The sequence below is a fragment of the Pedobacter sp. B4419 genome (assembly GCF_059693725.1).
Window position 1 is genome coordinate 2,145,716 of sequence record NZ_JCASSL010000002.1, and the last position, 23,261, is coordinate 2,168,976.

The following is a 23,261-nucleotide window of genomic DNA, read 5'->3' on the forward strand; positions in this document are numbered from 1 at the left end:
AAACATGATGACCAAAAAATATAAACTCTTTGGGGTGGTGGGCTTGTTGGGCATGCTTCCTGCAATGGTGTTGGCACAAACCAAGCCAGAGCAAGTGGCAGACAGCACACTGATCAAGAAATTTGACCCAAAAAATTACCTGCAAAAAAACATAGACCGATGGAATGGTCTCGTTAAAAAAGCCGATCAGGTGGCAGGTTCGTCGACTATTTATGCGGAGGATGTAAACACCACGCCGGTAGCCGATATTACCAACGTAGTAGCCGGCAGGTTGCCTGGATTATATACCTTACAATCATCGGCCCGTACCGGATTTGATGGTACGGCACTGACCTTAAGGGGGCAATCGCCTATTATCGTAATTGATGGCGTAGTGCGTACGTTCACCGGTTTTAATCCTGATGATATTGAAAGCATTACCGTATTAAAGGATGCATTGTCTACTTCGATGTATGGTATGCGCTCGTCGGGTGGGGTGGTGTATATTACTACCAAGCAACAATCGGCCTACAAGCCTTTCGAGATTAAGTTTGGCGCGGAATATGGCCATCTCGAAAACCTCTTTACGCCTAATTTTATAACCGGAGCCAATTATGCGAAAATCTATAATGAGGCACAACAAAATACATCGCCAGGCAGTACGCCATTGTACAGCGATGCCTTGATTTCGGCTTACCAGAACGGAACCAATAATCCGTTTTCGCAACCCAACAATAACTGGTACGACCTGATTTACAAAAAGAACAGTGCCCAACAGCGCTATAATTTGGGCGTTTCGGGCAATTCGAGCAATTACAGGTATTATGCCAGTTTAGAGCATTTCAGTTCAGATGGCAATTTTGTAACCGACAGCAAAAACGCCTACAATACCAACAACTTCTACAAAAGGTACAATATGCGTACCAATGCCGAAATCAATTTTAACGAAGATATTTCTTTGCAGCTGAACGTTTTTGGCTCTATCGAAAACAATAATCAGCCGGGTGGCAATGCCACCGATATTATGGGCTTGGTGTACAGCACATCGCCATTGGCCTATGCCGTGAAAAATCCGGATGGTACTTATGGAGGCACCGCTGCCTTGACCAATAACATTTTGGCCAATACGATTAATTCGGGCTACATTAGGGATAACAGCAGGTCGATTAATGCCGACGTGGCCTTGAAATACAAATTGGACGACATTACCAAAGGCCTATGGGCAAAAGCAGGCTTGTCTATCAATAATTTTTATAATCAAACCGTAAACCGAAGCAAGGCTTTTGCCATTTGGTATCCAACGGTATCGGGCGGTACCACCACCTATGTCAAATCTGGTGCCGATGGTAATGTGTCGGCAGGAACTGGCGCAGCATCTATCTCTTCGCAGCTGAAACAAACCTATTATAATTTTATGGTAGGCTATAATAAGGAGGTGGGCAAACATCATTTGGATGTATTGGCTACCTACAATGGCGATAACCGCATGGCCACCTACAATCAGCTGAACCAGATTTTCCGTACGGCAGGTTTGTCCATCAACTACAATTACGGAGAAAAATATTTTGCAGAACTGGGTAGTTCTTATGGCAGCTATAACCGCTATATCGATGCCAACAAGTGGATTTACCTGCCTTCGTTAGGCTTGGGTTGGGTAGTGAGCAAGGAAAGCTGGTTCAACTCCGATGTCATTAATTTCCTAAAACTGAGAGGTACAATCGGGTTAACGGCCAATGCCGATGTAACCGATTACTATTCGTATATCCAACGCTTTAGCAACAGCACCACAGGCTACGTTTTTGGTACGGCTTTAACCAGTGTAAGCGGTGCAGCCGAAAGCGGGATCGCCACTACCGATGTTGGTCCGGAAAAAGCCTTGAAGTTTGAAGCGGGTGCTGATATCGCATTGCTGAACCAAAAACTAAATGTTGGACTTACTTATTACCATAACCGTTATTATGACTTGTTGCAGGCACCTGCCTATGCCAGCAGCATCATCGGACAAACTTATCCTAACCAGAACATCGGCAAAAACAGGTATTCGGGTTTGGAACTAACAGCCGATTATACAGGCAAGGCAGGCGATTTTGGCTATAAATTTGGCATCAATGCGAGTTTCCAAAAAAGCAGCGTAATCAATGCTGGCGAACCAACTTTGCCTTATAGCTGGATGTATAACGCAGGTAATCCGGTAGGTGCCATTAGAGGCTACGAAGCCATTGGCTTTTACAAAACCGGAGAAAATGCAGGCAATACGCCTACTATTTTGGGTTATACGCCCGCACCAGGCGACATCAAATACAAAGATTTGAATGGCGATGGCATCATTAGCACCTTAGACCAAAAACGCATTACTGCCGATAGGCCTTTTATTTTCGGTGGTTTAAACTTTGCTTTCAACTATAAGGGTTTTGATTTAAGCGGTTTGTTTCAAGGTGTTTTGAATCGTGAAATCCACTTGAGCCAATCATCAATGCTGGCGCTAAATAACAATACAGGCTATGTTTTGGATTATACCACCGAAAACAGATGGACACCTCAAAACCAGGAAAATGCAACCTTGCCACGCCTTACCTTGGGTACGAACATCAACAATAATGCGGCTTCTAGCTTTTGGTTAAGAAATGCCAATTATTTGCGTTTGAAGAACCTCGAATTGGGCTATAGCCTGCCAGGAAGCCTGGTGCGCAAAATGCGTGTGGCCAAGCTCAGGGTATTTGTAAACAGTTATAACCTCTTTACCACGAGCAAGCTCGATTTCGATCCAGAATCGTATGTGAGCGGCTTCCCTAACCAAAGGGTAATTAACGGAGGCCTATCCTTAACCTTATAGCAACAACCTTATGAAAAAATATGTAATAGCAGCCATTGTTGCCATTTGTTTAGCTGGAACGTTGGGCTGTAAAAAGATGACCGAAAACGAACCGCTTGAACTGATAGAAAAAGATTTGATTTTCGATTCGAAAGACTCTTTAGGCGTAAATGCCGAACGCTTTCTGAACAATATTTACTCGGGCCTGCCTAATGGCTTTAACCGCATTAGCAACAACATGCTCGATGCTGGTACCGACGATGCCATTCCAAATGCCACTGGAGATGCCGTGCAATTCTTTAGCAACGGCGGAATTAGTCCAACCAATGTAGTGGATAACGTTTGGGCCAAAAATTATACAAACATCAGAAAGGTAAACATCTTTTTGGCCAACATTAACGTGGTACCCTTAAATATTGCCGGACTTAAAGACCGCTGGAAGGCGGAAGCCAGGTGTTTGCGGGCGATGAGTTATTTCGAACTGATTAAGCGCTGGGGTGGCGTGCCTTTAATTGGCGACAAGGTTTTTGAAACCAACGAAACCATAGCCGTGCCACGCAACACTTACCAACAATGTGTGGATTACATCATAGCCGAGCTCAATGCGGCTATGCCTTACCTGCTGACTGCCAATGCATCGGTAAACGGTACTTTTGCAGCCAATTATTATGGCCGTTTTGGTAGAGGCGCAGCCATGGCCTTAAAATCGAGGCTGTTGCTGTATGCCGCAAGTCCGTTGAATAACCCAAGTAACAATTTAACCAAATGGGCCGATGCCGCTGCGGCAGCAAAAGCTGTAATGGATAGCGTAACCGCTAATAAATTTATCTATAAGTTGAATGATGCGGCCACTACGGCACATTATACCACTACCACTTTGGCAGGTGTAGGGCCGGCAGGAACAATTTCGGCTTACGTAACCAACGTGAACAAGTTCTTGAGTACGTTTACCACCAACAGCAACAACGAGATCATTCTGCCTTACATGGCTACCACCAATAGTACGGTGGAGGCAGCGAACGACCCGGTTGGTTATACGCGTGTAGCATCAACTGCCGGCAAAACAAACCCAACACAAGAATTGGTTAATGAATACGAGATGACCAATGGCAAGATGATTGGAGAAAACGGTTCGGGCTACAGCATCACTAATCCTTACTATAACCGCGATCCCCGTTTTCCGGCTACGATTATGTTCGATGGCTTGTATTGGCTAACTAGAAAAGTGCAAACTACCGATGGTGGCTTAGACAGGCCATTTGGCTATGGCAGGGTAACCAAGGGCGAAACCCGTACCGGTTATTATTTGCGCAAGTTCATGACCAGCAACAGCAGTGCTACCTCTTATTCCAACTATCCGCACGTATTTCCGATTATTCGTTATGCCGAGATTTTATTGAACTATGCCGAAGCACAAAACGAGGCGGTAGGACCAGATAACTCGGTGTACAATGCGGTAAATGCCATTAGGGCTAGGGTAGGCATGCCCAATTTGCCAACAGGCCTCAGCCAAGACGAGATGCGTTTGCGCATTAGGCACGAGCGCAGGGTAGAGTTCGCCTTTGAAGAACACAGGTTCTGGGACATTAGGAGATGGAAAATTGCCGAGACCGTATTAAACGGAAAACTCCATGGCGTACAGGGCATTGCAGGCACCACCACTACCTATAACCAGGTTGATGTAGCCGATGTAAAATTCGATGCCAGCAAAATGTACCTGTTTCCAATTCCATTCAACGAACTGGTATCAAACAAATCGATGGTTCAAAATCCCAATTGGTAGATATGAAGACATATATAAAATTTAGCATAGCCTGTATTTGTTTGATGCTGTCGTTTCTTATAACAGAAAGCACATTTGCACAAACAGGAAAAGTAATCAATGGAACCGTGTCTGATGGGCAGGGCCCAATTCCGGCAGCTTCCATTTTCGAAAAGGAATTCAATACAAACGGTACCCAGACCGATGAAACGGGAAAGTTTACGCTCAAATTAAAGGGTAAGCTAGGGATTGTTATCGTGAAATCGATCGGTTTTCTTTCTCAGGAAATTGATGTGAGCACCAAATCCGATATCCAGATCAAACTGCAGGGCGATACCAAAGGCCTCGAAGAAGTAGTGGTATTGGGTGTGGGCCAAACCACTAAAAAGGTAACACTCACTGGTTCTGTAAGTTCAATTTCTGGAAAGGAAATCAGGCAAAGTCCTTCGGCCAGTTTGCAAAATACCTTGGCTGGTCGTTTGCCAGGTTTTTTCTCGCAGCAAAGGGGCGGGCAGCCGGGCAAAGACGGCGCAGCTTTTCAAATCAGGGGGATTAACACCTATGCCGGGGGTACCACGCCACTCATTATTGTAGATGATGTGGAGTTTACATCCGATCAGGTGAGCCAAATTGATCCGAACGAAGTAGAAAACGTAACCATTTTAAAAGATGCTTCAACCACGGCAGTATACGGGGTAAGAGGAGCAAACGGCGTTATCATCATCACTACCCGCCGAGGCAGTGCAGGCAAACCCGCTTTAACCTTTAAAAATGAAACCGGTTTGCAGGTGCCAACGCAACGTCCCGATGTAAACGATGGCTATACCACTTTGAGCCTTTTTAGAGAGCGTTTGGCTGGCCAATATACCAATCCGTTAAATTCTTATTCGAACTTTTTTGCCGGAAACAACTTGGAGCATTACCGTTTGAACAACGATCCTTACAATTTTCCGAATGTAAACTGGTGGGATGAGGTAATGAAAAAAGTGAGTATCCAAAACCGGATCAACTTTGATATTTCTGGTGGTACCAATACCGTAAAGTACTTTGTCAACCTGGGTTATTTATACCAAGGAGGCTTATTCAAGGATTTTTCTGATGGTCAGGGCTATCAGTCTAACTACATGTACAACCGTTACAACTTCAGGTCTAACGTAGACATTACCCCCAACAAAACCTTAAAAATCAAGTTGGATCTATCGGGCAGGTTTGGGGTAACCAACGAGCCTAACGATAAGCCTTGGAATAATGGCGGTTCTACCTTCCAATATTTGTGGAACGGAGAGCTGTCGGGCTTTTTATATCCTATTTATTGGCAGAACGGATTAATTGCGAGTTCGGCTTCTTCATTAACCAAACCCAATCCGGTAGCTAATTTAATGTACTCTGGCTATAACCGTTCGTACACTAACAACATTGCGGCGGTAGCCAGCGCCAACCAGCTGCTTGATTTCATTACCGAAGGACTTTCGGCAAATGGCTTGTTGTCTTTTGCCAGCGATTATGGCTTTAGCAGAAACCTGACCAGAAGCTCGTCGGAGATTTTGGCCTATACCTATAACGCCAGCACCGGTAAGTACGATCCGGTAACGGCTAATCTGTATCGCATGGGTGCGTTAACACGAAGCTCTTCTAACTCGGGCACCAACCGTACGCTTAACTTAAGGGCAAGCTTAAATTACAACCGTACTTTTGGCATGCATAACATTGGTGCATTGGCTTTGTATAACCAAACTACCTACAATGCCGATCCATCAGGTACCATTGCTTCCGATCCTTACAACATTAAAGGCTTTACCGGAAAGCTGACTTATGCCTTTAACCAAAAATACTTGTTCGATTTTACGGCGGCTTACAATGGCTCCGATCGTTTCGAATCGAGCAAGCGCTTTCAATGGTTTCCGGCGGCAAGTATTGGCTGGAATGTAAGCGAAGAAAAATTCATTAAAGACAATTTCAAATTCATCGATTTCTTAAAGCTGAGGGCATCGTACGGCTTAACCGGTAACGACAACATCGGTACCAGCACCTATGTTTACCAAAAAACCTATGGTACTGGAGCCAGCGGCATTATCTTTGGCGAAACGCCACAAAGCTATGGTGGCATTGTTGAGCCTACCTTGGGCAATGCCAACATTACCTGGATGACCACCCAAGATTTTGATGCCGGTATAGACCTGAAGCTTTTCGGCTCTAGGCTATCCATCACGGCTGATTATTTTAAAAAGATTACCAAGGATATCTTAACCACACCGGGTCTTATTGCCAGTACTTTCGGGGCCTCGCTGCCACCTTACAACTTGGGCAAGGTAGCTAATAAAGGCTATGAGCTAGACGTTACTTATCGCGACAAAATTGGCAAAGACTTTACGTTTTTTGTAAACAGCAACGTAACCTATGCCAAAAACATAGTACAGTACAGAGATGAGCCAAACTACTTGTATCCGTGGCTGGCTTCTACTGGCAAACCGGTTGGCGCAACTTTCCAATATACTTTTGATGGTTTTTACGAGAGCCTAAAAGATTTATACACTTCGCCAAGGCTGGTTTCGTCAACGCCTTTAAGTTCCATCAACTTGGGCTCGGTAAAGTTTAAAGACCTGAATGGAGATGGTATTATCGATGCCAACGATAAAGGCTACATTGGCGATAACAACCCGAACTTTACCGGAGGCTTGAGCATCGGTTTCTCTTACAAAGGCTTTGATGTTTCTACTTTGTTTCAGGGCTCGTTCAAATACATCATCAGCATGTACCGTGGTGCCTTGGGCTATGGCAGGCCAGACCGCGTATCAGTACCTTGGAATGCCACCAGATGGACTCCGATTACAGCCGATTATGCCTCTTTCCCCGATTTGGCTGGCGCACAAAATGGTTTCGATGGGGCCAACCTTTCTACCTTCTGGTATGTTCCCGGCGATTACATCCGTTGGAAGCAGTTTGAGGTGGGCTACCGTTTCTCAACCGCTTTTAGCAAGAAATTACATGTAAACAATATCAGGATATATGCCAATGGCTACAACATGGGCTTGGTGTATAGCAAAGTTCCATCGTTTGTCGATCCAGAATCGGCCTTGTCTTCTTCGGTTGGCGAGTACCCGCAACAAAGGGTATTCAATTTCGGGATCCAGTTTGGGCTATAACCTTAAAAATAAAAAAAATGAAAAGTAAAATATTAGCAATAGCACTGGCCGTTTCGGTTACCCTATTGGTTTTTTCTTGCAAAAAAGGGGGCTCGTTAGATCCTAAGGTAGAGCCACTAACCGAAGAAAAAGTATTTGCCGATAGCGCAATGACTTTTAACTTCCTCAACAATATTTATTGGAATACCGGATTGGATATCCACCCTTACCGAAACACCATAGGCGGTGCAACAGGTACCGGGCCGGGCAGCAGCGATTGGAACGACGCTTTCGAAACCTTGACGACAAATGCGGCCAGTGGCTACTCCGGACAAGATGCTTTTTTAAGGGGCACGTCTAACTCAAGTTCGCATCCTTTGTTGGCCATGTGGACCTTATTGTACAAAAAAGTAAGGGCCGCCAATAAGTTCATGGGCAATGTGCCTAAGTCGCCAATTTCGGCCAATCGCAAAAAAACACTGATGGCCGAGGCTCGTTTTTTAAGGGCCTTCTATTACCAAATGCTGATCCGTTTTTATGGGGGTGTGCAATTGGTGGGCGATGATGTAAGCGACGAGTTTCCGACCTATGAGTATAAACGCAACAGCTACAAGGAATGTGTAGATTATGTGGCTAGCGAATACGATAAAGCAGCTGCCGATCTGCCTTCGGCCTCAGCTTTAGAAGCCATCAACTATGGCAGGGCAACTTCTGGTGCCTGCAAAGCCTTTAAAGCCCGTTTGTTGCTCACGGCTGCAAGCCCGCTGTTTAACGGCAGTCCAGCCACTACCGATGGCAATTTGTTGCCTTTAATTAGCTACGCTGCTAATTATGACGCCACTTTATGGCAAAAAGCGGCCGATGCCTGCAAAGCAGTAATAGACTTGCCAGATTATGCTTTAGTGGTGGATAATGCTACCCAGCCGGGCTATGGCTTCTGGAAACTGTTTACCAGTGGCCGTAAAAATTCGGAATTCATTTATGCCTATAACATTGCTTTAGGTGCAGCTACAAGTGGAAGTTTTCTCGAAAACAATGGCAACCTGGAGAGGGCTTGGTTCCCGAGATCGATCAGCAACAATGGTGGCCAAACTTATATGAACCCGAGTCAGAATTTGACCGAGGCTTTTGGTATGGCCAACGGTAAGTTGATCGGCGAAAACGGTTCGGGCTTTAACGCCTTAGACCCTTACAAAAACCGAGAACCACGTTTTTATTATTCGATTATCTACAACCAAGCTACCATGACCAGCAAGACCACTACAGCGCAGGTCGCCATCAATATTTACTCAGATGCTGCAGGTACACGCGTTGGCGATGGCATACAGGCCTACTACACCAAAACTGGCTACTATACCCGTAAAATGTGCAACGACAGGATTCCCTATAACAGTTTAACGGTTGATCGTTCGTTGCCAGTGATGCGCTTGGCCGAAATGATTTTGGGCTATGCGGAAGCCTTAAATGAACTGGGGCAAACCGAAGCTGCGGTAACGGAGTTAAACAAAATCAGGAGCCGTGGCGGAATAACAGCCGGAGCAGATAGCCGTTATGGCATCCCGGCAGGGATCAGCAAAGAAAGCCTGCGCACCTTGATCAGAAATGAATACCGTGTAGAGTTTTATGGAGAAGGCCATTGGTATTACGATACCCGCAGGTGGAAAACAGCCGAGCAAACCGAAAATAACGGACTGCAGCTGATCCGTGCCACCCAAAATCCTGCAGGCAGTACCTATCCGTTTAAATATCAGATCGAAAATCATTTGTCTACAAGATTTATCGCCCCTGCAATGTATTTCGTTCCTATTCCATTAACCGAAATATTAAAGTCGAAAGACAAGTTGCTTCAAAATCCAGGATGGTAGAATAACGCTATATAAACGGCGCGCGAGTGAATATTCACTTGTGCGCTTTAACCAATCTTAACCTAAAAAAAAACTAAAAACCATGAAAAAAATCATCCTCGCCACTGTTGCGGCTTTATTGCTGCTCATTGGTACAAACAGCAAAGTACAGGCCCAAACCGTGTATTACAACCCGCACCCTACCTTTAACTTTTTTATCGATACCGGATTTCCGCCCTATGGCGATTATGCCTGGCTATTGGCCACCGACGATACCTACGAAGTAGCTGATGCCATCAATGGCGAATCGGTAATCGTAGTGTACCGCATCTACCATAAAGACTATCCAACCGTATCTTCAGACAACATTACCCGTGAGAGTGTAAGCGGCATTTTCTCGACGATGGATTCGAATAATCCGGCACCGGGCTCGCCACCTAACAAAGGTACTTTAGACCTGTTTAACATGGGCCAATATTATGTAGACAATGACCTGCTCCGCGTTGAAATCATCAGTGCCACAGGTTCCGTTTCGGGTCAGCCTTATACCGTTACCCAACGTTAAAACTAGCGTCTCTTATTCTGCCAGCTTTTCATCTAAACAGCAAGGAACAGTTTGTTGACTATTTATTCACCAAAACCATTTCTAAATTATGAAAACAAGAAAAACAAGTCAGCTATTTTTAGCCACGTTACTACTCGGCGCTGCACTTTGGAGCGCCTGCGAAAAGGCACCAGTAACAGCTGCCCAAGCAAATGATAAAGAATTAAAGGCAAAAGCAAAGCTTGGTACAAGCGGTACTACACCCACATTTGTAACCAACCCCAAGAACTTGAACATCGTAATGTTTGTGCCTACAGACAATCCGGCATTGAGTGATTACAAAACCCGTTTAACCGAACTGATGGTACATTTTCAAAATTGGCTGCATACCGAAATGACGCGTTATGGCTATGATAAGTATATGGGATTGGCATTGGATACCAGCGGACTGGTTAAATTTATCGAAATTCCAGCCCAAGGACCACAGGCCGATTATCCTTACAGTTCGAGCATCTCGGCCAATAAGATCATCAACGAGGTAAATGCCTACAAGGCTACGCATGCCAGCGAGTTTTCAAATTCGCAGCACATGCTGATTTTATTGCCTCAGCGTACCGATGCAAGTAGTGATGGACAGCCATTTTACGGCTATGGCAAATACTGTTTTGCATTAGATAACAGCAATATGGCCGTGAACAAAATTCCTAATCCGAGTTCGAATTACATTGGTGGTATGTTGCACGAATTGGGCCATGGACTTAATCTGCCACACGATCATGGCAAGTATACCACTGAACAGCCTAGTTTAGGCACCTCGTTAATGTCTGATGGCAATGTTACTTTTAGCAAGGGGCAACCCACGTTCTTGACACCGGTTGATGCTGCGATATTGAATAGGAACGAGGTATTTCAAGATCCAACCCCAAGCGAAACACCTTATGCCAGCGCAACCACAACCATCAACGCGAACATGAGCTACAACAGCACTACGCAAACTTTTAGCCTGCTGGGCAATTTTACCAGCGACAAAACCGTGAGCGACATCTTGGTTTATTTAGATCCGAAAACGAGCAGCAGCGATGCCGATTACAATGCGGTAACCTGGAGGTTTAATCCCGGATCGAGCAATACCTTAACGGGAACGATGGCACTCAACGACCTTTATTACAAAAACAACGAACCTTATGAACTCAGGGTGAAACTATTGCTTAATAATGGGGCTACCATCTCTAAAGCCTATTCCTTCTCGTTTTTGGCTGGCGTACCACAGATTGGAGCCAATGGATCGGCCAAGTTTTACCAAAATGCCAGTTATGGAGGTTATGGCGTATCGTTGCCGGTTGGCAATTATACCGCTGCCGATTTGATCAGTTTGGGGATCAGTAATAACGACGTATCCTCGGTTAATGTGGGCGTGGGCATAAAAGTGATTATGTATGATGGCGACAATTTTACGGGTAGCAGCCTTGAATTGACTTCGTCTAGCAGTTACACCTCTACTTTTAACGACAAGGCTTCATCTATCAAGGTGATTGCACTTTAACAACAAATATCCCGAGTGCCCAAATGGTACTCGGGATTGCAAATAGTATATTTAACCTTAGCTTAACTGATAAGGAATTGACCATGAACAATAAGAAAACGACACTATTATTTTGCCTGCTGGGTTTAGCCATCGCGCTAAAGGCCCAAACACCAATTGCAATTATTCCTTACCCCAAACAGGTGGAGGTGCAAACAGGTGCTTTTAGCTTCGGCCAAAAAACTACGGTTTATGCGGTAGATAGCGAGCTCGAAGCTCAACAAAACTATTTGAGGCAAAGTCTCTTTTCTTTGTATGGCATCAATTTTTATCAGGGCAAGGATAAAAAAGCTTCCATCATTTTAAAAATCGCAGGCAAAGCAACGGTGAAAGGCGCTTATCAGCTTACGGTAAATCCTTCACAGATTGTGATCGAAGCGCCTACGCCCAATGGCGTGTTTAACGGCATCCAATCTTTGCTGCAGCTGCTGCGAGGTGCGGGAGAGCTCAAAAGCAGTATCAAAATACCTGTGGTTAAAATCAAGGATGAACCCCTGTACCAATGGCGTGGGTTTATGCTCGATGAATCAAGACATTTTTTTGGCAAGAAGAAAGTAAAATCCCTGCTGGATTGGATGGCGCTGTACAAGCTCAACCGCTTTCACTGGCACCTTACCGATGAGCCGGCCTGGCGCTTGGCCATCAGAAAATATCCCTTGCTTACTTTGGTAGGAGGGATTGGCAATTATACCGATCCCAACGAACCTGCACAATATTATAGTCAAGAGGACATTAAAGAAATTATCGCTTATGCAGCCGAACGCTTTATCGAGGTGATTCCCGAAATCGATATGCCGGGGCATGCAACCGCGGCCAATAGGGCCTATCCGGCCTATACCGGTGGAGGCTCAAAAGACCATCCGGAATTTACCTTTAACCCTGGCCAGGAAAAAACCTATTGCTATTTGGCCAATATCCTTCAAGAAACGCAACTGTTGTTCCCCTCAAACCTGATCCATTTAGGTGGAGATGAGGTAAGCTTTGGCAACGAAAAGTGGAATGCCGATACCGGAATAACCGCTTTGAAGCAAAGACTTGGTTTGGCCAACAACCTTGCCGTAGAACGTTATTTTATGAAACGCATGGCGGATTCTGTGTTTGCCATGAATGGTAAGGTAGCTGTTTGGGACGAAATGGTGGAGGCCGGCCTGCCGATTGAAAATACGGTTATTTTTTGGTGGCGACACGATAAACCTGCACAATTGGAGCAGGCATTGAGCAAGGGCTATCCAACCGTGCTTTGTCCGAGGTTGCCTTTGTACTTTGATTTTGTGCAAGACAAAAGCCATCAATACGGGCGCAAGTGGGATGGCAAATTCAACGACTTGCTCTCGGTGTATCATTTTGATGTAGGTCTGCTTACCAGCAAAGCAACTACAGCTGTTTTAGGGCTACAGGCCAACCTCTGGACGGAAACCGTACAGAACGAGCAAAGATTCGATTATTTGGTGTTTCCTCGTATAGCCGCATTAGCGGCCGCAGCCTGGGCAGCCCCGACGGCAAGAAACGACGAGCAGTTCATTAACCAAGTGAAAATCCATCTGGATTGGTATAAACAGGCAGGCTTGAATTTTTACAATCCCTTTAACCCTGTACAAAGCCCAGAGCCAGCCAGTAAAAAGAGATTACCATTAAATTATAAAGACTAATGAGGAGCTGGCTGTTTTTGATCTGTTTATCGGCGAGTGGTGTTGTAGCGAAGGCGCAACGTCTTAACTGGTCTTCGTTTATGGAACAGCAGGCCATGCATTGGGATGCATTGGGCAAAAATTATTACAGCGGCGCGCTTTTGGGCAACGGCTTGTTGGGCCTTAACATTTATCAGCCCGAAAAAGAGGCTGTCCGTTTTGCCATTGGCCGTACCGATGTAACAGATAACCGTACAGCACTTTATCCAGAAGTGAGCAAATTGTACACGCAGGCCCGTTTACCCATTGGTTATTTTAAGCTGATAACCAAAGGCCGTATTTTGTCATCCTCCCTCATGCTCGATCTCTACCGGGCAAAAGCCAGCGGAAAATTGACCACCGATTCGGGCGAGATTAACTTTAGTGCCTACGTATCGGCGATAAAAGAAGTGATCCGTATTGAATTGCAGGGGAGCGGCAAAGAACAAGTGCCACAATTGGAATTTGTTCCAGACCAAAGCATCAGCCCCCGCATGCTCCAAAGCTACCCAAAAGACAAGCCTTCAGGTTTTGCATCAAATCCACCTATCGAAAAAACAACAACTGGCGATTTCACCATTTATCAGCAACGCTTGCTGAATGGTGGCGGCTATGCAACTGTTTATAAAACTATTTCCGATAACCAACATGCTCAAACAATGATCAGTATTAGCTATGATGAAGACAACAGCAGGGATGAGGTTGCCTTGGCTCAACAAAATATAAGTGCCTTCCAAAAAAGCAATGTTCATTTGGCCGAACACGAAAACTGGTGGCGTAATTATTACCCAAAAAGCTTTGTTTCTGTACCTGACAAGCGCATGGAAACCTTTTATTGGGCACAACTCTACAAATTGGCCTGTTTAACGCGTCCAGCCAAACCCATGATTGATTTGATGGGGCCTTGGACCAACCCAACGCCTTGGCCAGCCATTTGGTGGAACCTGAATACGCAGCTCACGTACTCGCCATTGTTCACCTCCAATCATGTAGAACTTACGGCGCCCTTGTTCGAGGCCTTGAACCATCATCAAGACAACCTCATTGCCAATGTACCCAAGTTTTGGCAAAAAGATGCGGCAGCCATCGGTCGATCGTCGTCATACAATTTGGTGAGCAAAATCAGCGAGGCAGAAATCCTGAAAGGCGATTTTGAATCGGCAAATCTCACCTGGACGCTCTTTTATTATTATCAATATTATTTGTACACCGGCGATAAAGCAACGCTCAAAAACAAGATTTTTCCGCTCTTAAAAAGATCGACAAATTTTCTGATCCACCTTTTGCAAAAAGACCGTTATGGTATCTATCATTTACGCTTATCGTATTCGCCCGAATATAAAAGCGCTGTAGATGCCAACTATGGCTTAGCTTCGCTGAAGTGGGCTTTAAATACATTGATGAGTATTAACAACGAGCTCGGTTTAAAAGACAAGGAAGCCAGTAAGTGGAAAGAAATCAGTACTAACTTAACTCCTTATCCGCAAAACGAAACTGGTTTTATGATTGGGAAAGATGTGGCGCTTGAAAGCTCGCATCGCCACTATTCGCACCTGCTGATGATCTATCCCTATCACCTGGTGAACTGGGATAGACCTCAAGACCGTGCAGTAATAGAAAAATCAATAGAGCATTGGCTTTCGCTAAAAGGAGCTTTGCAAGGTTATACTTTTACGGGTGCAGCCTCCATGTATGCTAGCATGGGCAAAGGCGATTTGGCTTACAGCATGCTCAACCAATTGTTTGATAAATATATTAAGCCAAATACACTTTATGAAGAATCGGGACCGGTAATAGAAACACCATTGTCAGCCTTGACTTCAATGCAAGAGATGTTATTGCAATCGTGGGGTGGAAAGATCCGTGTTTTTCCTGCCATTCCCTCGGTTTGGAAAAATGCCGTATTTGATCAATTGCTGGCCGTTGGGGCTTTTGAGGTATCGGCCAAATTAGAAAACGGAAACACCACCTACATCAAAATCAAGAGCAAAATTGGCGGGCCTTGTACCCTGCAAACCACTTTAATTCCCGCTATGGTAAAAGACAGCGAAGGTAAAGCGATTGCTTTTAAGCAAACGCAATTTGAAGGCAAACAACTGCTTTCTTTTCAAACGGAGCCTGGCCAAACAATTGAATTACTGGCTTCTAAAGACACCAATAAAAAGATGATGCCCGTAGTGTACGAAGTTTATAAAGATTGGAGCTGGGGTTTAACCAAGGGCAAGGGGAAATAAGCAAATAAAACAAGACATCATATCAATTATACATACAAATGAAAACAACAACACATCGAATTCGAAAACTGAAATTAACGTTTCTTTTGATCGCGGCAGTGGGAGGTGGCACAGCCATGGCACAGCAAACGGCCACGGTAAAAACCGATACCATTCCCCTTAAATATGGCGCCCATCGTACGGGCAACAGGAACGATGCCGCAATGGAGCGCTGGCGCGATTATGGCCTAGGCCAATTTATCCACTGGGGCGTATATGCTATTCCTGGCGGACATTGGGAAGGCAAAAGCTATAATGGTGCTGCCGAATGGATCAGGTCGTGGTCGGGCAATAGCGCCCCTGCTAATTGGAAAGAAACCTATGATAATTTGTATAAACAGTTTAATCCAACCGACTTCGATGCCAAGAAATGGGCCAGGCAAGCCAAAGACATGGGAGCAAAATACCTCATCTTTACCACCAAGCACCATGATGGTTTCTGTTTGTGGCCAAGCAAATACACCGAATACAACATTAAAAATACGCCTTACAAAAAAGACATCGTAAAGCAGGTGGTAGATGCCTACAATGCCGAAGGAATTGATGTTTACCTTTACTTTTCGATCATCGATTGGAACCATCCGGGCTACCGCAGCGCAGCGCCAAAAACCGAAAAAGACAGTTTGGCCTACGAAGACTTTAAAAAATTCACCAAAAACCAATTACTCGAATTGCTCGAGAGATATCCTACTACCAAAGGCTTTTGGTTTGATGGCACCTGGGATCAGGCCTGGATTAAACAAGCTGGTTTTACCGATGCCTTGGAAAAAGAACTGAGAAAACTCCATCCGGGATTGATCATTGGCAGCCGTTTTAGGGCCGATGAAAATGGCAAACGACACTTTGATAGCAACAACAAGCTGATGGGCGATTACGAACAGGGCTGGGAACGTAAATTACCGGCTAACTATGAGCAATTAGGAGGTAAGGATTGGGATTGTGTAATGACCATTCCGCCAAACCAATGGGGCTACAATTCAGACTGGAAATCATCTTATGTGAAAACCGCTTCCGATTTGAGTCAAATGCTGATGCAGGCCGTATCGCTGAACGGTAACCTGGTAATCAATTTTGGTCCCGATGGGAAAGGCAATATCAGGCCTGAAGAGGCAAACATCGCCCAACAATTGGGGCAATGGGTGAATAAAACTGGAGAAGCGATTTACGGTGTACGTTATGCCGGTTTGCCTAAGCCCGAATATGGATTTTATACCAAAAAAGGCCAGCAGCTCTTCTTAACTGTGTTTAACCAGCCTGTAAACAAGGTACTGCGGTTGGCTATTCCGCGCGATTATGCCGATGAACCTAAGCAAGTAACGCTAGGAGGCAAAAGCTTGCCGGTTAAGCGGATAGACATGGGTATGGATAGGGATAAGAATCTCTACTACGATGTTACCCTGCCCGATAGTTTCAATGCAACGCAGCCATTTGTCATCACCATCGATATTGAAAAAAGCAACAAAAAGCAAAGCACTTTCGGCGATGCAAAAACCTAGATTTTATACCCAATTTTAATATAGTACTACAAAAATGAACAAAAGAATATCGATAATGCTCCTGTTGCTTGCTGGTTTGGTGCCAAGTTTTGCACAGGAGAAGGACAAATCCATGGCGCAGCTGATAGACAGGCAATTTAAACTGGCACAACAACAATACCAGCTGTTAGCCAAAAACACACCTGCCACGCGCATGCCCAAAACTTATTATGCCGCTAAAAACAAATGGGAGAGCAGCGATACGCAATGGTGGTGCAGCGGTTTTTACCCGGGAAGCCTGCTCTATATTTACGAGTACACCAAAGACACCGCTACCTTTAGCGAGGCCAAAAAGAGATTGGCCATATTGGAAAAGGAAAAACACTACACAGGCAACCACGACTTGGGCTTTATGATGTACTGCAGCTTCGGCAATGCCTACCGGATTACCAAAAATCCAATTTACAAACCAACCATTGATACGGCTGCGGCTTCGCTGGTTACCAGGTACAGACCGGATGCCAAAATCATCCAATCGTGGAATGCCAGCAAAACCTGGAAAGGTCCTGTTATTATCGATAACATGATGAACCTGGAACTGTTGCTGTGGGTAGCCCAAAACGGAGGCGATAAAAAGTTTTGGCAAATTGCCCTTAATCATGCCGATGCGACACTCAAAAACCATTTTCGCAAAGACTACAGTTCTTACCACGTAGTAGATTATGATTTGACCAATGGCAATGTCGTAAAAAAAGCTACGGCTCAAGGCGCAGGTGATGAATCGGCTTGGGCACGCGGACAGGCTTGGGCTTTGTATGGCTATACCATGATGTATCGCTTTACCAAAGACAAGCGCTATTTGGAACAGGCGCAGCATATTGCGAAATTTATCCTTAAAAATCCAGCCTTGCCTAAAGACGGCATTCCTTATTGGGATTTTGATGCGCCGAATATCCCGAATACCTATCGCGATGCCTCAGCAGCCTCGGTAATTGCTTCGGCTTTGCTGGAATTGGGACAATACAGCAACAAAAAAGACAAGGATTATTACATCTCGGAAGCCAAAACCATGTTGGTGTCGCTTTCTGGCGAAGAATATACGGCCAAGGCTGGCACCAATGGTGGCTTTTTGTTGAAACATAGCGTGGGTGCATTGCCGTTAAAATCGGAAGTAGATGTACCTTTAACCTATGCAGATTACTATTATTTGGAAGCATTGTTAAGATATAAGAACTGGTATTTATAATATGGAAAGAAGAAATTTTATAGGAGCACTCTCGTTTTCGGGATTATTGGCAATGATTAGTCCGAAGTTAATGGCCACCGAAGCCCCGGTTAAGAAAAAGAACCTTAAACCTGCCGACGATCGGGCCTATTGGTATCAGCTGCTCTACAAAATGGCCTATCCGGTAGTAGCTAACCTAGCCGAGGGCAAACTGAAACAAAATATGGTGGTAGTCAAATCGCCTACTTTCGATTCGCGATCGGCAAGCGTGACCTATCTTGAAGCAGTGGGCCGTACCTATGCGGGCATTGCGCCTTGGTTGGCTTTGCCAGACGATGATACGGCAGAAGGCAAGCTCCGCAAAAAACTCCGCGACTTGGCAGTTCAGGGTTTGGATAGCTGCTTTGCGCCGAATAGCCCCGATCAGCTCAATTTTGAAAAAGACTATCAGCCCATCGTTGATTCGGCTTATTTGGCACAAACCTTTTTGCGCGCGCCCGAAGCCTTATGGAAACCTTTAAAACCGGCTACCAAACAAGCCATTGTGGCCGCTTTTAAATCGTTACGAAACAGAAAACCCTTTACCAATAACTGGCTCTTGTTTGGATCCATTACCGAAGCTTTTTTGTTGCACATTGGCGAACAGCATGACGATGCCCGTTTAAAGCAGGGCGTAACCAAGTTGAACGAATGGTACAAAGGCGATGGTTGGTATGGCGATGGTCCAAACCTGGCTTTCGATTATTACAATTCTTTTGTGATCCACCCGATGATGGTAGATACGGTTGCCGTGATGTTGCAACATGGACTAGCTACGCAGGCACAATACGATTTGGCACTGAAAAGAATGCAACGATATGGCGTAGGACAGGAAAGAATGATTTCGCCAGAGGGAACTTTTCCGCCAATTGGCCGTTCCATTACCTACAGAACCGGGAGTTTTCAGGCATTGGCTCAACTGGCACTGATGAAAAAACTGCCCGAAGGTGTCACCCCCGCACAGGTGCGATCGGCCCTTACCAAGGTAAAACAGAACATGTACGAAACCAAAGGTACTTTCGACAGCAAGGGTTGGCTACAGTTGGGCTTTTGCGGCAACGATCCGGCCATTGCCGATTATTATACCTCAACGGGTAGCTTGTACATGGCTACCTTATCGTTCCTGCCCCTAGGCTTGCCAGCTTCAGATTCATTCTGGGCAGATCCTGCAGCCGATTGGACTTCCAAAAAAGCCTGGAAAGGCGAACATTTTCCTAAAGATTACCATGTAGAATATTAATGTTTTTTAGCCACAGGTTAACAGATACTTAGTATTGTATATTTGTTGTTTGAACAAAACTGATGAAGGAAACGGTAACTGTTGATGAGGCTTTAGCCAAAGGAAGACGAATGGTAAACTATCCTGTGTTGCTTATTATTTTTGTAACATTTGGTCTCTGCATTTGTCTAGCATTTTTAGGAATTACATCTTTTTGGATTATAGCAACTTCTTTAATATTTGGATTTGCTCTTAGCTGGCTTTGTTGGAGCATTATGATTACCAAATGGAGAGTTTGGGCCTTTGAAAATGTAAGAAATGTTCACGAACTAAAGAAAAGAGCTATTGAAGAAAAACTCATTTGGCCAGATAATAGCCCCTTTGAAAACACCGAAATTCGTAACATAACGGCTAAGGTGAAATGGAGAGAATTACAGCTCAAATTTGATCAAGAAGATGTGTTCTTCGATGATTTCGCCATACCAAATGAAACAAAAGTTTTCTTTTCAAAAAAGAGAACGATTCTTGAGCTTTTGCTAGTGCTGATTTTTATACCTGGGATAGTTTATTTATTTATGGATAACCGCTATATTTTAGGTTTTTTTTTGCTAGCAGGCAATATATATTGGATTGTTAAAAAAATCAAAGAACTTAGAAATACCCAACCACAAATTGTCCTCAATGAAAAAGGTATACAAACAGTAAATACAGATTTTTTTGAATGGAAATACATAAAGAATGAAAAGGTTACAGGCCAAGGTTCGGGAGTTAGTGCTAGTTATACCTTGTCTTATTCGCATCCTAATGGTTCTGAAAGTATGTTGCTTGAGACATTAGATAAGGACTATATCACGCTCGGTAAATTACTAAAGATATATCGTATGCGTTACAATAAACAAGCTTTATAAAGTTTGTTTGTAGAAATCTGTTAATCTGTGGCTAATTATTTAACCCTTAACCTTCCACTTTCAACTTTTAACTTTCCACTTTCAACCTTCCACCCTTAGCTCATTTCGGCTACACTATTCTTGGGTTTGGCTAATTTGAAGATTTCATGATGCGCCACCTTTGTTTTGAAAAAATATTCAATACAAATGGAAACTCAGATCAAAGGAAAAGTAGTGGTCATTACCGGAGCTAGCAGTGGCATCGGATTGGCTACAGCCAAGCATTTGGCTTCGTTAGGCGCGCAGGTAAGTTTAGCGGCCAGACGCAAAGGAAAATTAGACCAGTTGGTGACCGAAATCACTGCCACCGGTGGTAAAGCCAAGGCGTTCGCCACAGATGTAAGCAAACGCCAAGAAGTGGAAGCCCTTATCAACAACACGATAGCCGAATTTGGCAAGATAGATGTTTTGATAAACAACGCCGGTGTAATGCCGATCTCAATGCTCGAAAACCTGCATTATGAAGAGTGGGAAAGCATGATCGATATCAATATTAAAGGCGTGCTCTATGGAATTGGCGCAGCTTTGCCACACTTCAAAGCACAAATGAGCGGCCATTTTATCAATATATCATCAGTAGCTGGACACATTGTGGCTCCATCAAGTGCGGTATATTCAGGTACCAAATTTGCCGTTAGAGCCATTAGCGAAGGTTTGCGCCAAGAAGTAAAGCCTTACAACATCCGCACCACCATCATCTCCCCAGGTATTACCCATAGCGAATTGACCAATGCCATTACCGATGAACAGGTTAAGGCTATGGTTCCTTCGTTTAAGCACTTGGCCATTCCTGCCGAAAGCATGGCCAGCGCAATAGCCTATGCAATTGGCCAGCCGGCCGAAGTAGATGTGAACGAAATGATCATCAGGCCTACAGCCCAGTTGCCTTAAACCAATTAAGGGAGGGGAGAATGTTTTAATTGAACATTCTCCTCTTCAATTTCGTAAATTGCATCACCACATTTTGTAGCATGAAAAAATCAGCACACCAGCCTTACGTTTTTCATTCCATTGCCCAAATGAACAAGGCCTTGGGTATGCCTCCGCCTTCCCACCCCTTAATTGCGCTCAACGATTATAAAAACATTAGTGGCGATATTTCTGATATTGCCAAAGGGATGCTGATGGATTTCTATAAAATCTCCTATAAAAAGTACCTCAGTGGCAAGATCAGGTACGGACAGCATTATTATGACTTTAATGAAGGTGGCCTATCGTTTATTTCGCCCAACCAATTGATTGCCAACGACGAGAACAGCGGGGAGTGTGAAGGCTTTACCTTGTTGATCCATCCCGATTTCTTTCTCGGTCACGCACTGGCAAAGAACATTAAAAATTATGGCTTTTTCTCTTATCATGCCAATGAGGCCTTGCAGCTCTCAGAAAACGAAAAGGAAATCATTTTTGGTGTTTTTAAAAACATACAAGATGAATTAGAGCAACGGATCGATCATTTTAGCCAAGATGTAACCCTTAGTTTGGTAGAATTGCTGCTGAATTACAGTAATCGCTTTTATAACAGGCAGTTCATTACCCATAAGGCCATTAACAATGATGTACTCAGTCAGATGGAGACATTGCTAGAACAATACTTTAACAATGAAAGTGCCCTGCAAAAAGGCCTGCCTACTGTGCAGTATTTGGCCAACGAGCTCAATGTGTCGGCAAGTTACCTCAGCGATCTCCTCCGTAACCTAACCGGGATGAACGCACAGCAACATATCCATCAAAAACTGATCGACAAGGCAAAAGATTACCTGACCAGAGGCAATTTGTCGGTAGCAGAAGTGGCCTATCAATTGGGCTTTGAACACCCGCAGTCATTCAATAAGATCTTTAAAAAGAAAACCAATCTTACGCCAGTGCAGTTTAAGCGGTCTTTTAACTAATGCCTATGGTTGAGGCAAGGATTTTGCTGTAGAATTTTAAACTAAAAAATGAAGCTTCAATATATCGCTCTAGCTGTATTCCTTGCTTTTATTGTGGCTTGTTCTGGTCACAAGAAAGAATTTGCTAATCAACCACCTAAAGACAGTACACAGGTTGCCGTTCTGCAAACGCCACAAACACTTCAAATCAATACTGATACCTTGCAGTTTATTCACTTTAATGGCAATATGGACTACTGGTATGCCGTATTTTTAGATGCCAAAAAAGATACAATTCAACTGGTTGCCGATGATATTGTAGCCGATAAACTGCTCAACAAGCTCTTCGTGGTGCGTTGGCGCTTAGATACGCTGACAGAAGCTGGCGACAATGATAGCAAGTACACCGCTAACCGAATGGTCGATTTTAAAACGATTGTCGGTAAACCCTTTGCGGCACCAGTAAGCGATAAGAAAGTGCTGCATGACGTTGGAAACCTGATAGAAGTGAAAGAAAATGCAGACAATGTGGTCATAGTTTCAAAACCAAGTAGCGATAAACCCTATTACCAGGTAGAAACTTCAACAAGAGGGGAAGATATTGTATCAAGGCTTTTTTCTTTAAGGGTATATACCTATCCGATCTATGAGATTAGGTTTTATGATCCTGTAAGCGACAAGGAGCTTAGCCTAGAACAGTGGAGAAGCCAACCGTGATCTGAATGGTAATGAATAATTTACGAAAGTGCAGAAAACACCTTTTTTTGTTTAAATGGCTGTAAATATGTGCTGTTACGATAGTTATTTGCACTAAAACGTTTTTGTCTTTTGGGCCTAGTTCCTTTAAATGGCTTGGTGGCTTTTTTTTTTGCACAAGGTTTGCCATCTTCGTGCATCCGTTAA

Annotated in this window: 15 protein-coding genes; all 15 read left to right on the forward strand. The window is 44.3% G+C overall.

The annotated features are described in order from the left end of the window. Positions 1-4 precede the first annotated feature (4 nt). The 15 genes from AC570H_RS20820 (at position 5) to AC570H_RS20890 (ending at position 23,075) form a co-directional block, all read left to right on the forward strand. Positions 5-2,812 carry a SusC/RagA family TonB-linked outer membrane protein gene (locus AC570H_RS20820; RefSeq protein WP_497358532.1) on the forward strand — a complete coding sequence of 936 codons (2,808 nt, stop codon included), beginning with the start codon at positions 5-7 and terminating at the stop codon, positions 2,810-2,812. 10 nt (positions 2,813-2,822) lie between these two features. Then, complete coding sequence (locus AC570H_RS20825) at positions 2,823-4,574, forward strand: RagB/SusD family nutrient uptake outer membrane protein (protein WP_497358534.1); 1,752 nt, start codon at positions 2,823-2,825, stop codon at positions 4,572-4,574. A 2-nt stretch (positions 4,575-4,576) separates the two neighbouring features. Beyond that, on the forward strand, positions 4,577-7,696 hold the full coding sequence (locus tag AC570H_RS20830; protein ID WP_497358536.1) for a SusC/RagA family TonB-linked outer membrane protein: 3,120 nt from the start codon (positions 4,577-4,579) through the stop codon (positions 7,694-7,696). A gap of 17 nt (positions 7,697-7,713) precedes the next feature. Next, entirely contained in the window at positions 7,714-9,540 is a 1,827-nt protein-coding gene (locus tag AC570H_RS20835) for a RagB/SusD family nutrient uptake outer membrane protein (protein ID WP_497358538.1), read from the forward strand. Positions 9,541-9,622: 82 nt separating this feature from the next. Continuing rightward, positions 9,623-10,084 (forward strand): hypothetical protein, encoded by a 462-nt coding sequence (locus AC570H_RS20840; RefSeq protein ID WP_497358540.1) that lies wholly within the window; start codon positions 9,623-9,625, stop codon positions 10,082-10,084. A gap of 88 nt (positions 10,085-10,172) precedes the next feature. Beyond that, the gene (locus AC570H_RS20845) at positions 10,173-11,606 is read left to right on the forward strand and encodes a hypothetical protein (RefSeq protein ID WP_497358542.1); all 1,434 of its coding nucleotides are present in this window, start codon (positions 10,173-10,175) and stop codon (positions 11,604-11,606) included. 83 nt (positions 11,607-11,689) lie between these two features. After that, positions 11,690-13,294, forward strand: a complete 1,605-nt coding sequence (locus tag AC570H_RS20850; RefSeq protein WP_497358544.1) for a beta-N-acetylhexosaminidase — start codon at positions 11,690-11,692, stop codon at positions 13,292-13,294. Then, positions 13,294-15,546, forward strand: a complete 2,253-nt coding sequence (locus tag AC570H_RS20855) for a glycosyl hydrolase family 95 catalytic domain-containing protein (protein ID WP_497358546.1) — start codon at positions 13,294-13,296, stop codon at positions 15,544-15,546. Before AC570H_RS20850 ends, AC570H_RS20855 begins: the two co-directional genes overlap by 1 nt. 38 nt (positions 15,547-15,584) lie before the next feature. After that, on the forward strand, positions 15,585-17,081 hold the full coding sequence (locus tag AC570H_RS20860; RefSeq protein WP_497358548.1) for an alpha-L-fucosidase: 1,497 nt from the start codon (positions 15,585-15,587) through the stop codon (positions 17,079-17,081). Between the two features lie 34 nt (positions 17,082-17,115). Then, entirely contained in the window at positions 17,116-18,306 is a 1,191-nt protein-coding gene (locus AC570H_RS20865; RefSeq protein ID WP_497358550.1) for a glycoside hydrolase family 88 protein, read from the forward strand. A gap of 1 nt (position 18,307) precedes the next feature. Further along, a complete protein-coding gene (locus tag AC570H_RS20870) occupies positions 18,308-19,564 on the forward strand; it encodes a DUF2264 domain-containing protein (RefSeq protein WP_497358552.1) in 1,257 nt (418 codons plus the stop codon). Positions 19,565-19,626: 62 nt separating this feature from the next. Further along, positions 19,627-20,451, forward strand: a complete 825-nt coding sequence (locus AC570H_RS20875; protein WP_497358554.1) for a hypothetical protein — start codon at positions 19,627-19,629, stop codon at positions 20,449-20,451. A 186-nt stretch (positions 20,452-20,637) separates the two neighbouring features. Beyond that, positions 20,638-21,381: an SDR family oxidoreductase gene (locus AC570H_RS20880; protein WP_497358556.1), complete on the forward strand. Its 744-nt coding sequence runs from the start codon at positions 20,638-20,640 to the stop codon at positions 21,379-21,381. An 80-nt stretch (positions 21,382-21,461) separates the two neighbouring features. After that, on the forward strand, positions 21,462-22,379 hold the full coding sequence (locus AC570H_RS20885) for a helix-turn-helix domain-containing protein (RefSeq protein WP_497358558.1): 918 nt from the start codon (positions 21,462-21,464) through the stop codon (positions 22,377-22,379). 48 nt (positions 22,380-22,427) lie between these two features. Next, on the forward strand, positions 22,428-23,075 hold the full coding sequence (locus AC570H_RS20890; protein ID WP_497358560.1) for a hypothetical protein: 648 nt from the start codon (positions 22,428-22,430) through the stop codon (positions 23,073-23,075). Positions 23,076-23,261 lie beyond the last annotated feature (186 nt).

What these genes read in the sequence shown, in the direction of transcription:
- AC570H_RS20820 (WP_497358532.1), top strand. Translation starts at nt 5, where the DNA reads ATGATGACCAAAAAATATAAACTCTTTGGGGTGGTGGGCTTGTTGGGC.
- AC570H_RS20825 (WP_497358534.1), top strand. Translation starts at nt 2,823, where the DNA reads ATGAAAAAATATGTAATAGCAGCCATTGTTGCCATTTGTTTAGCTGGA.
- AC570H_RS20830 (WP_497358536.1), top strand. Translation starts at nt 4,577, where the DNA reads ATGAAGACATATATAAAATTTAGCATAGCCTGTATTTGTTTGATGCTG.
- AC570H_RS20835 (WP_497358538.1), top strand. Translation starts at nt 7,714, where the DNA reads ATGAAAAGTAAAATATTAGCAATAGCACTGGCCGTTTCGGTTACCCTA.
- AC570H_RS20840 (WP_497358540.1), top strand. Translation starts at nt 9,623, where the DNA reads ATGAAAAAAATCATCCTCGCCACTGTTGCGGCTTTATTGCTGCTCATT.
- AC570H_RS20845 (WP_497358542.1), top strand. Translation starts at nt 10,173, where the DNA reads ATGAAAACAAGAAAAACAAGTCAGCTATTTTTAGCCACGTTACTACTC.
- AC570H_RS20850 (WP_497358544.1), top strand. Translation starts at nt 11,690, where the DNA reads ATGAACAATAAGAAAACGACACTATTATTTTGCCTGCTGGGTTTAGCC.
- AC570H_RS20855 (WP_497358546.1), top strand. Translation starts at nt 13,294, where the DNA reads ATGAGGAGCTGGCTGTTTTTGATCTGTTTATCGGCGAGTGGTGTTGTA.
- AC570H_RS20860 (WP_497358548.1), top strand. Translation starts at nt 15,585, where the DNA reads ATGAAAACAACAACACATCGAATTCGAAAACTGAAATTAACGTTTCTT.
- AC570H_RS20865 (WP_497358550.1), top strand. Translation starts at nt 17,116, where the DNA reads ATGAACAAAAGAATATCGATAATGCTCCTGTTGCTTGCTGGTTTGGTG.
- AC570H_RS20870 (WP_497358552.1), top strand. Translation starts at nt 18,308, where the DNA reads ATGGAAAGAAGAAATTTTATAGGAGCACTCTCGTTTTCGGGATTATTG.
- AC570H_RS20875 (WP_497358554.1), top strand. Translation starts at nt 19,627, where the DNA reads ATGAAGGAAACGGTAACTGTTGATGAGGCTTTAGCCAAAGGAAGACGA.
- AC570H_RS20880 (WP_497358556.1), top strand. Translation starts at nt 20,638, where the DNA reads ATGGAAACTCAGATCAAAGGAAAAGTAGTGGTCATTACCGGAGCTAGC.
- AC570H_RS20885 (WP_497358558.1), top strand. Translation starts at nt 21,462, where the DNA reads ATGAAAAAATCAGCACACCAGCCTTACGTTTTTCATTCCATTGCCCAA.
- AC570H_RS20890 (WP_497358560.1), top strand. Translation starts at nt 22,428, where the DNA reads ATGAAGCTTCAATATATCGCTCTAGCTGTATTCCTTGCTTTTATTGTG.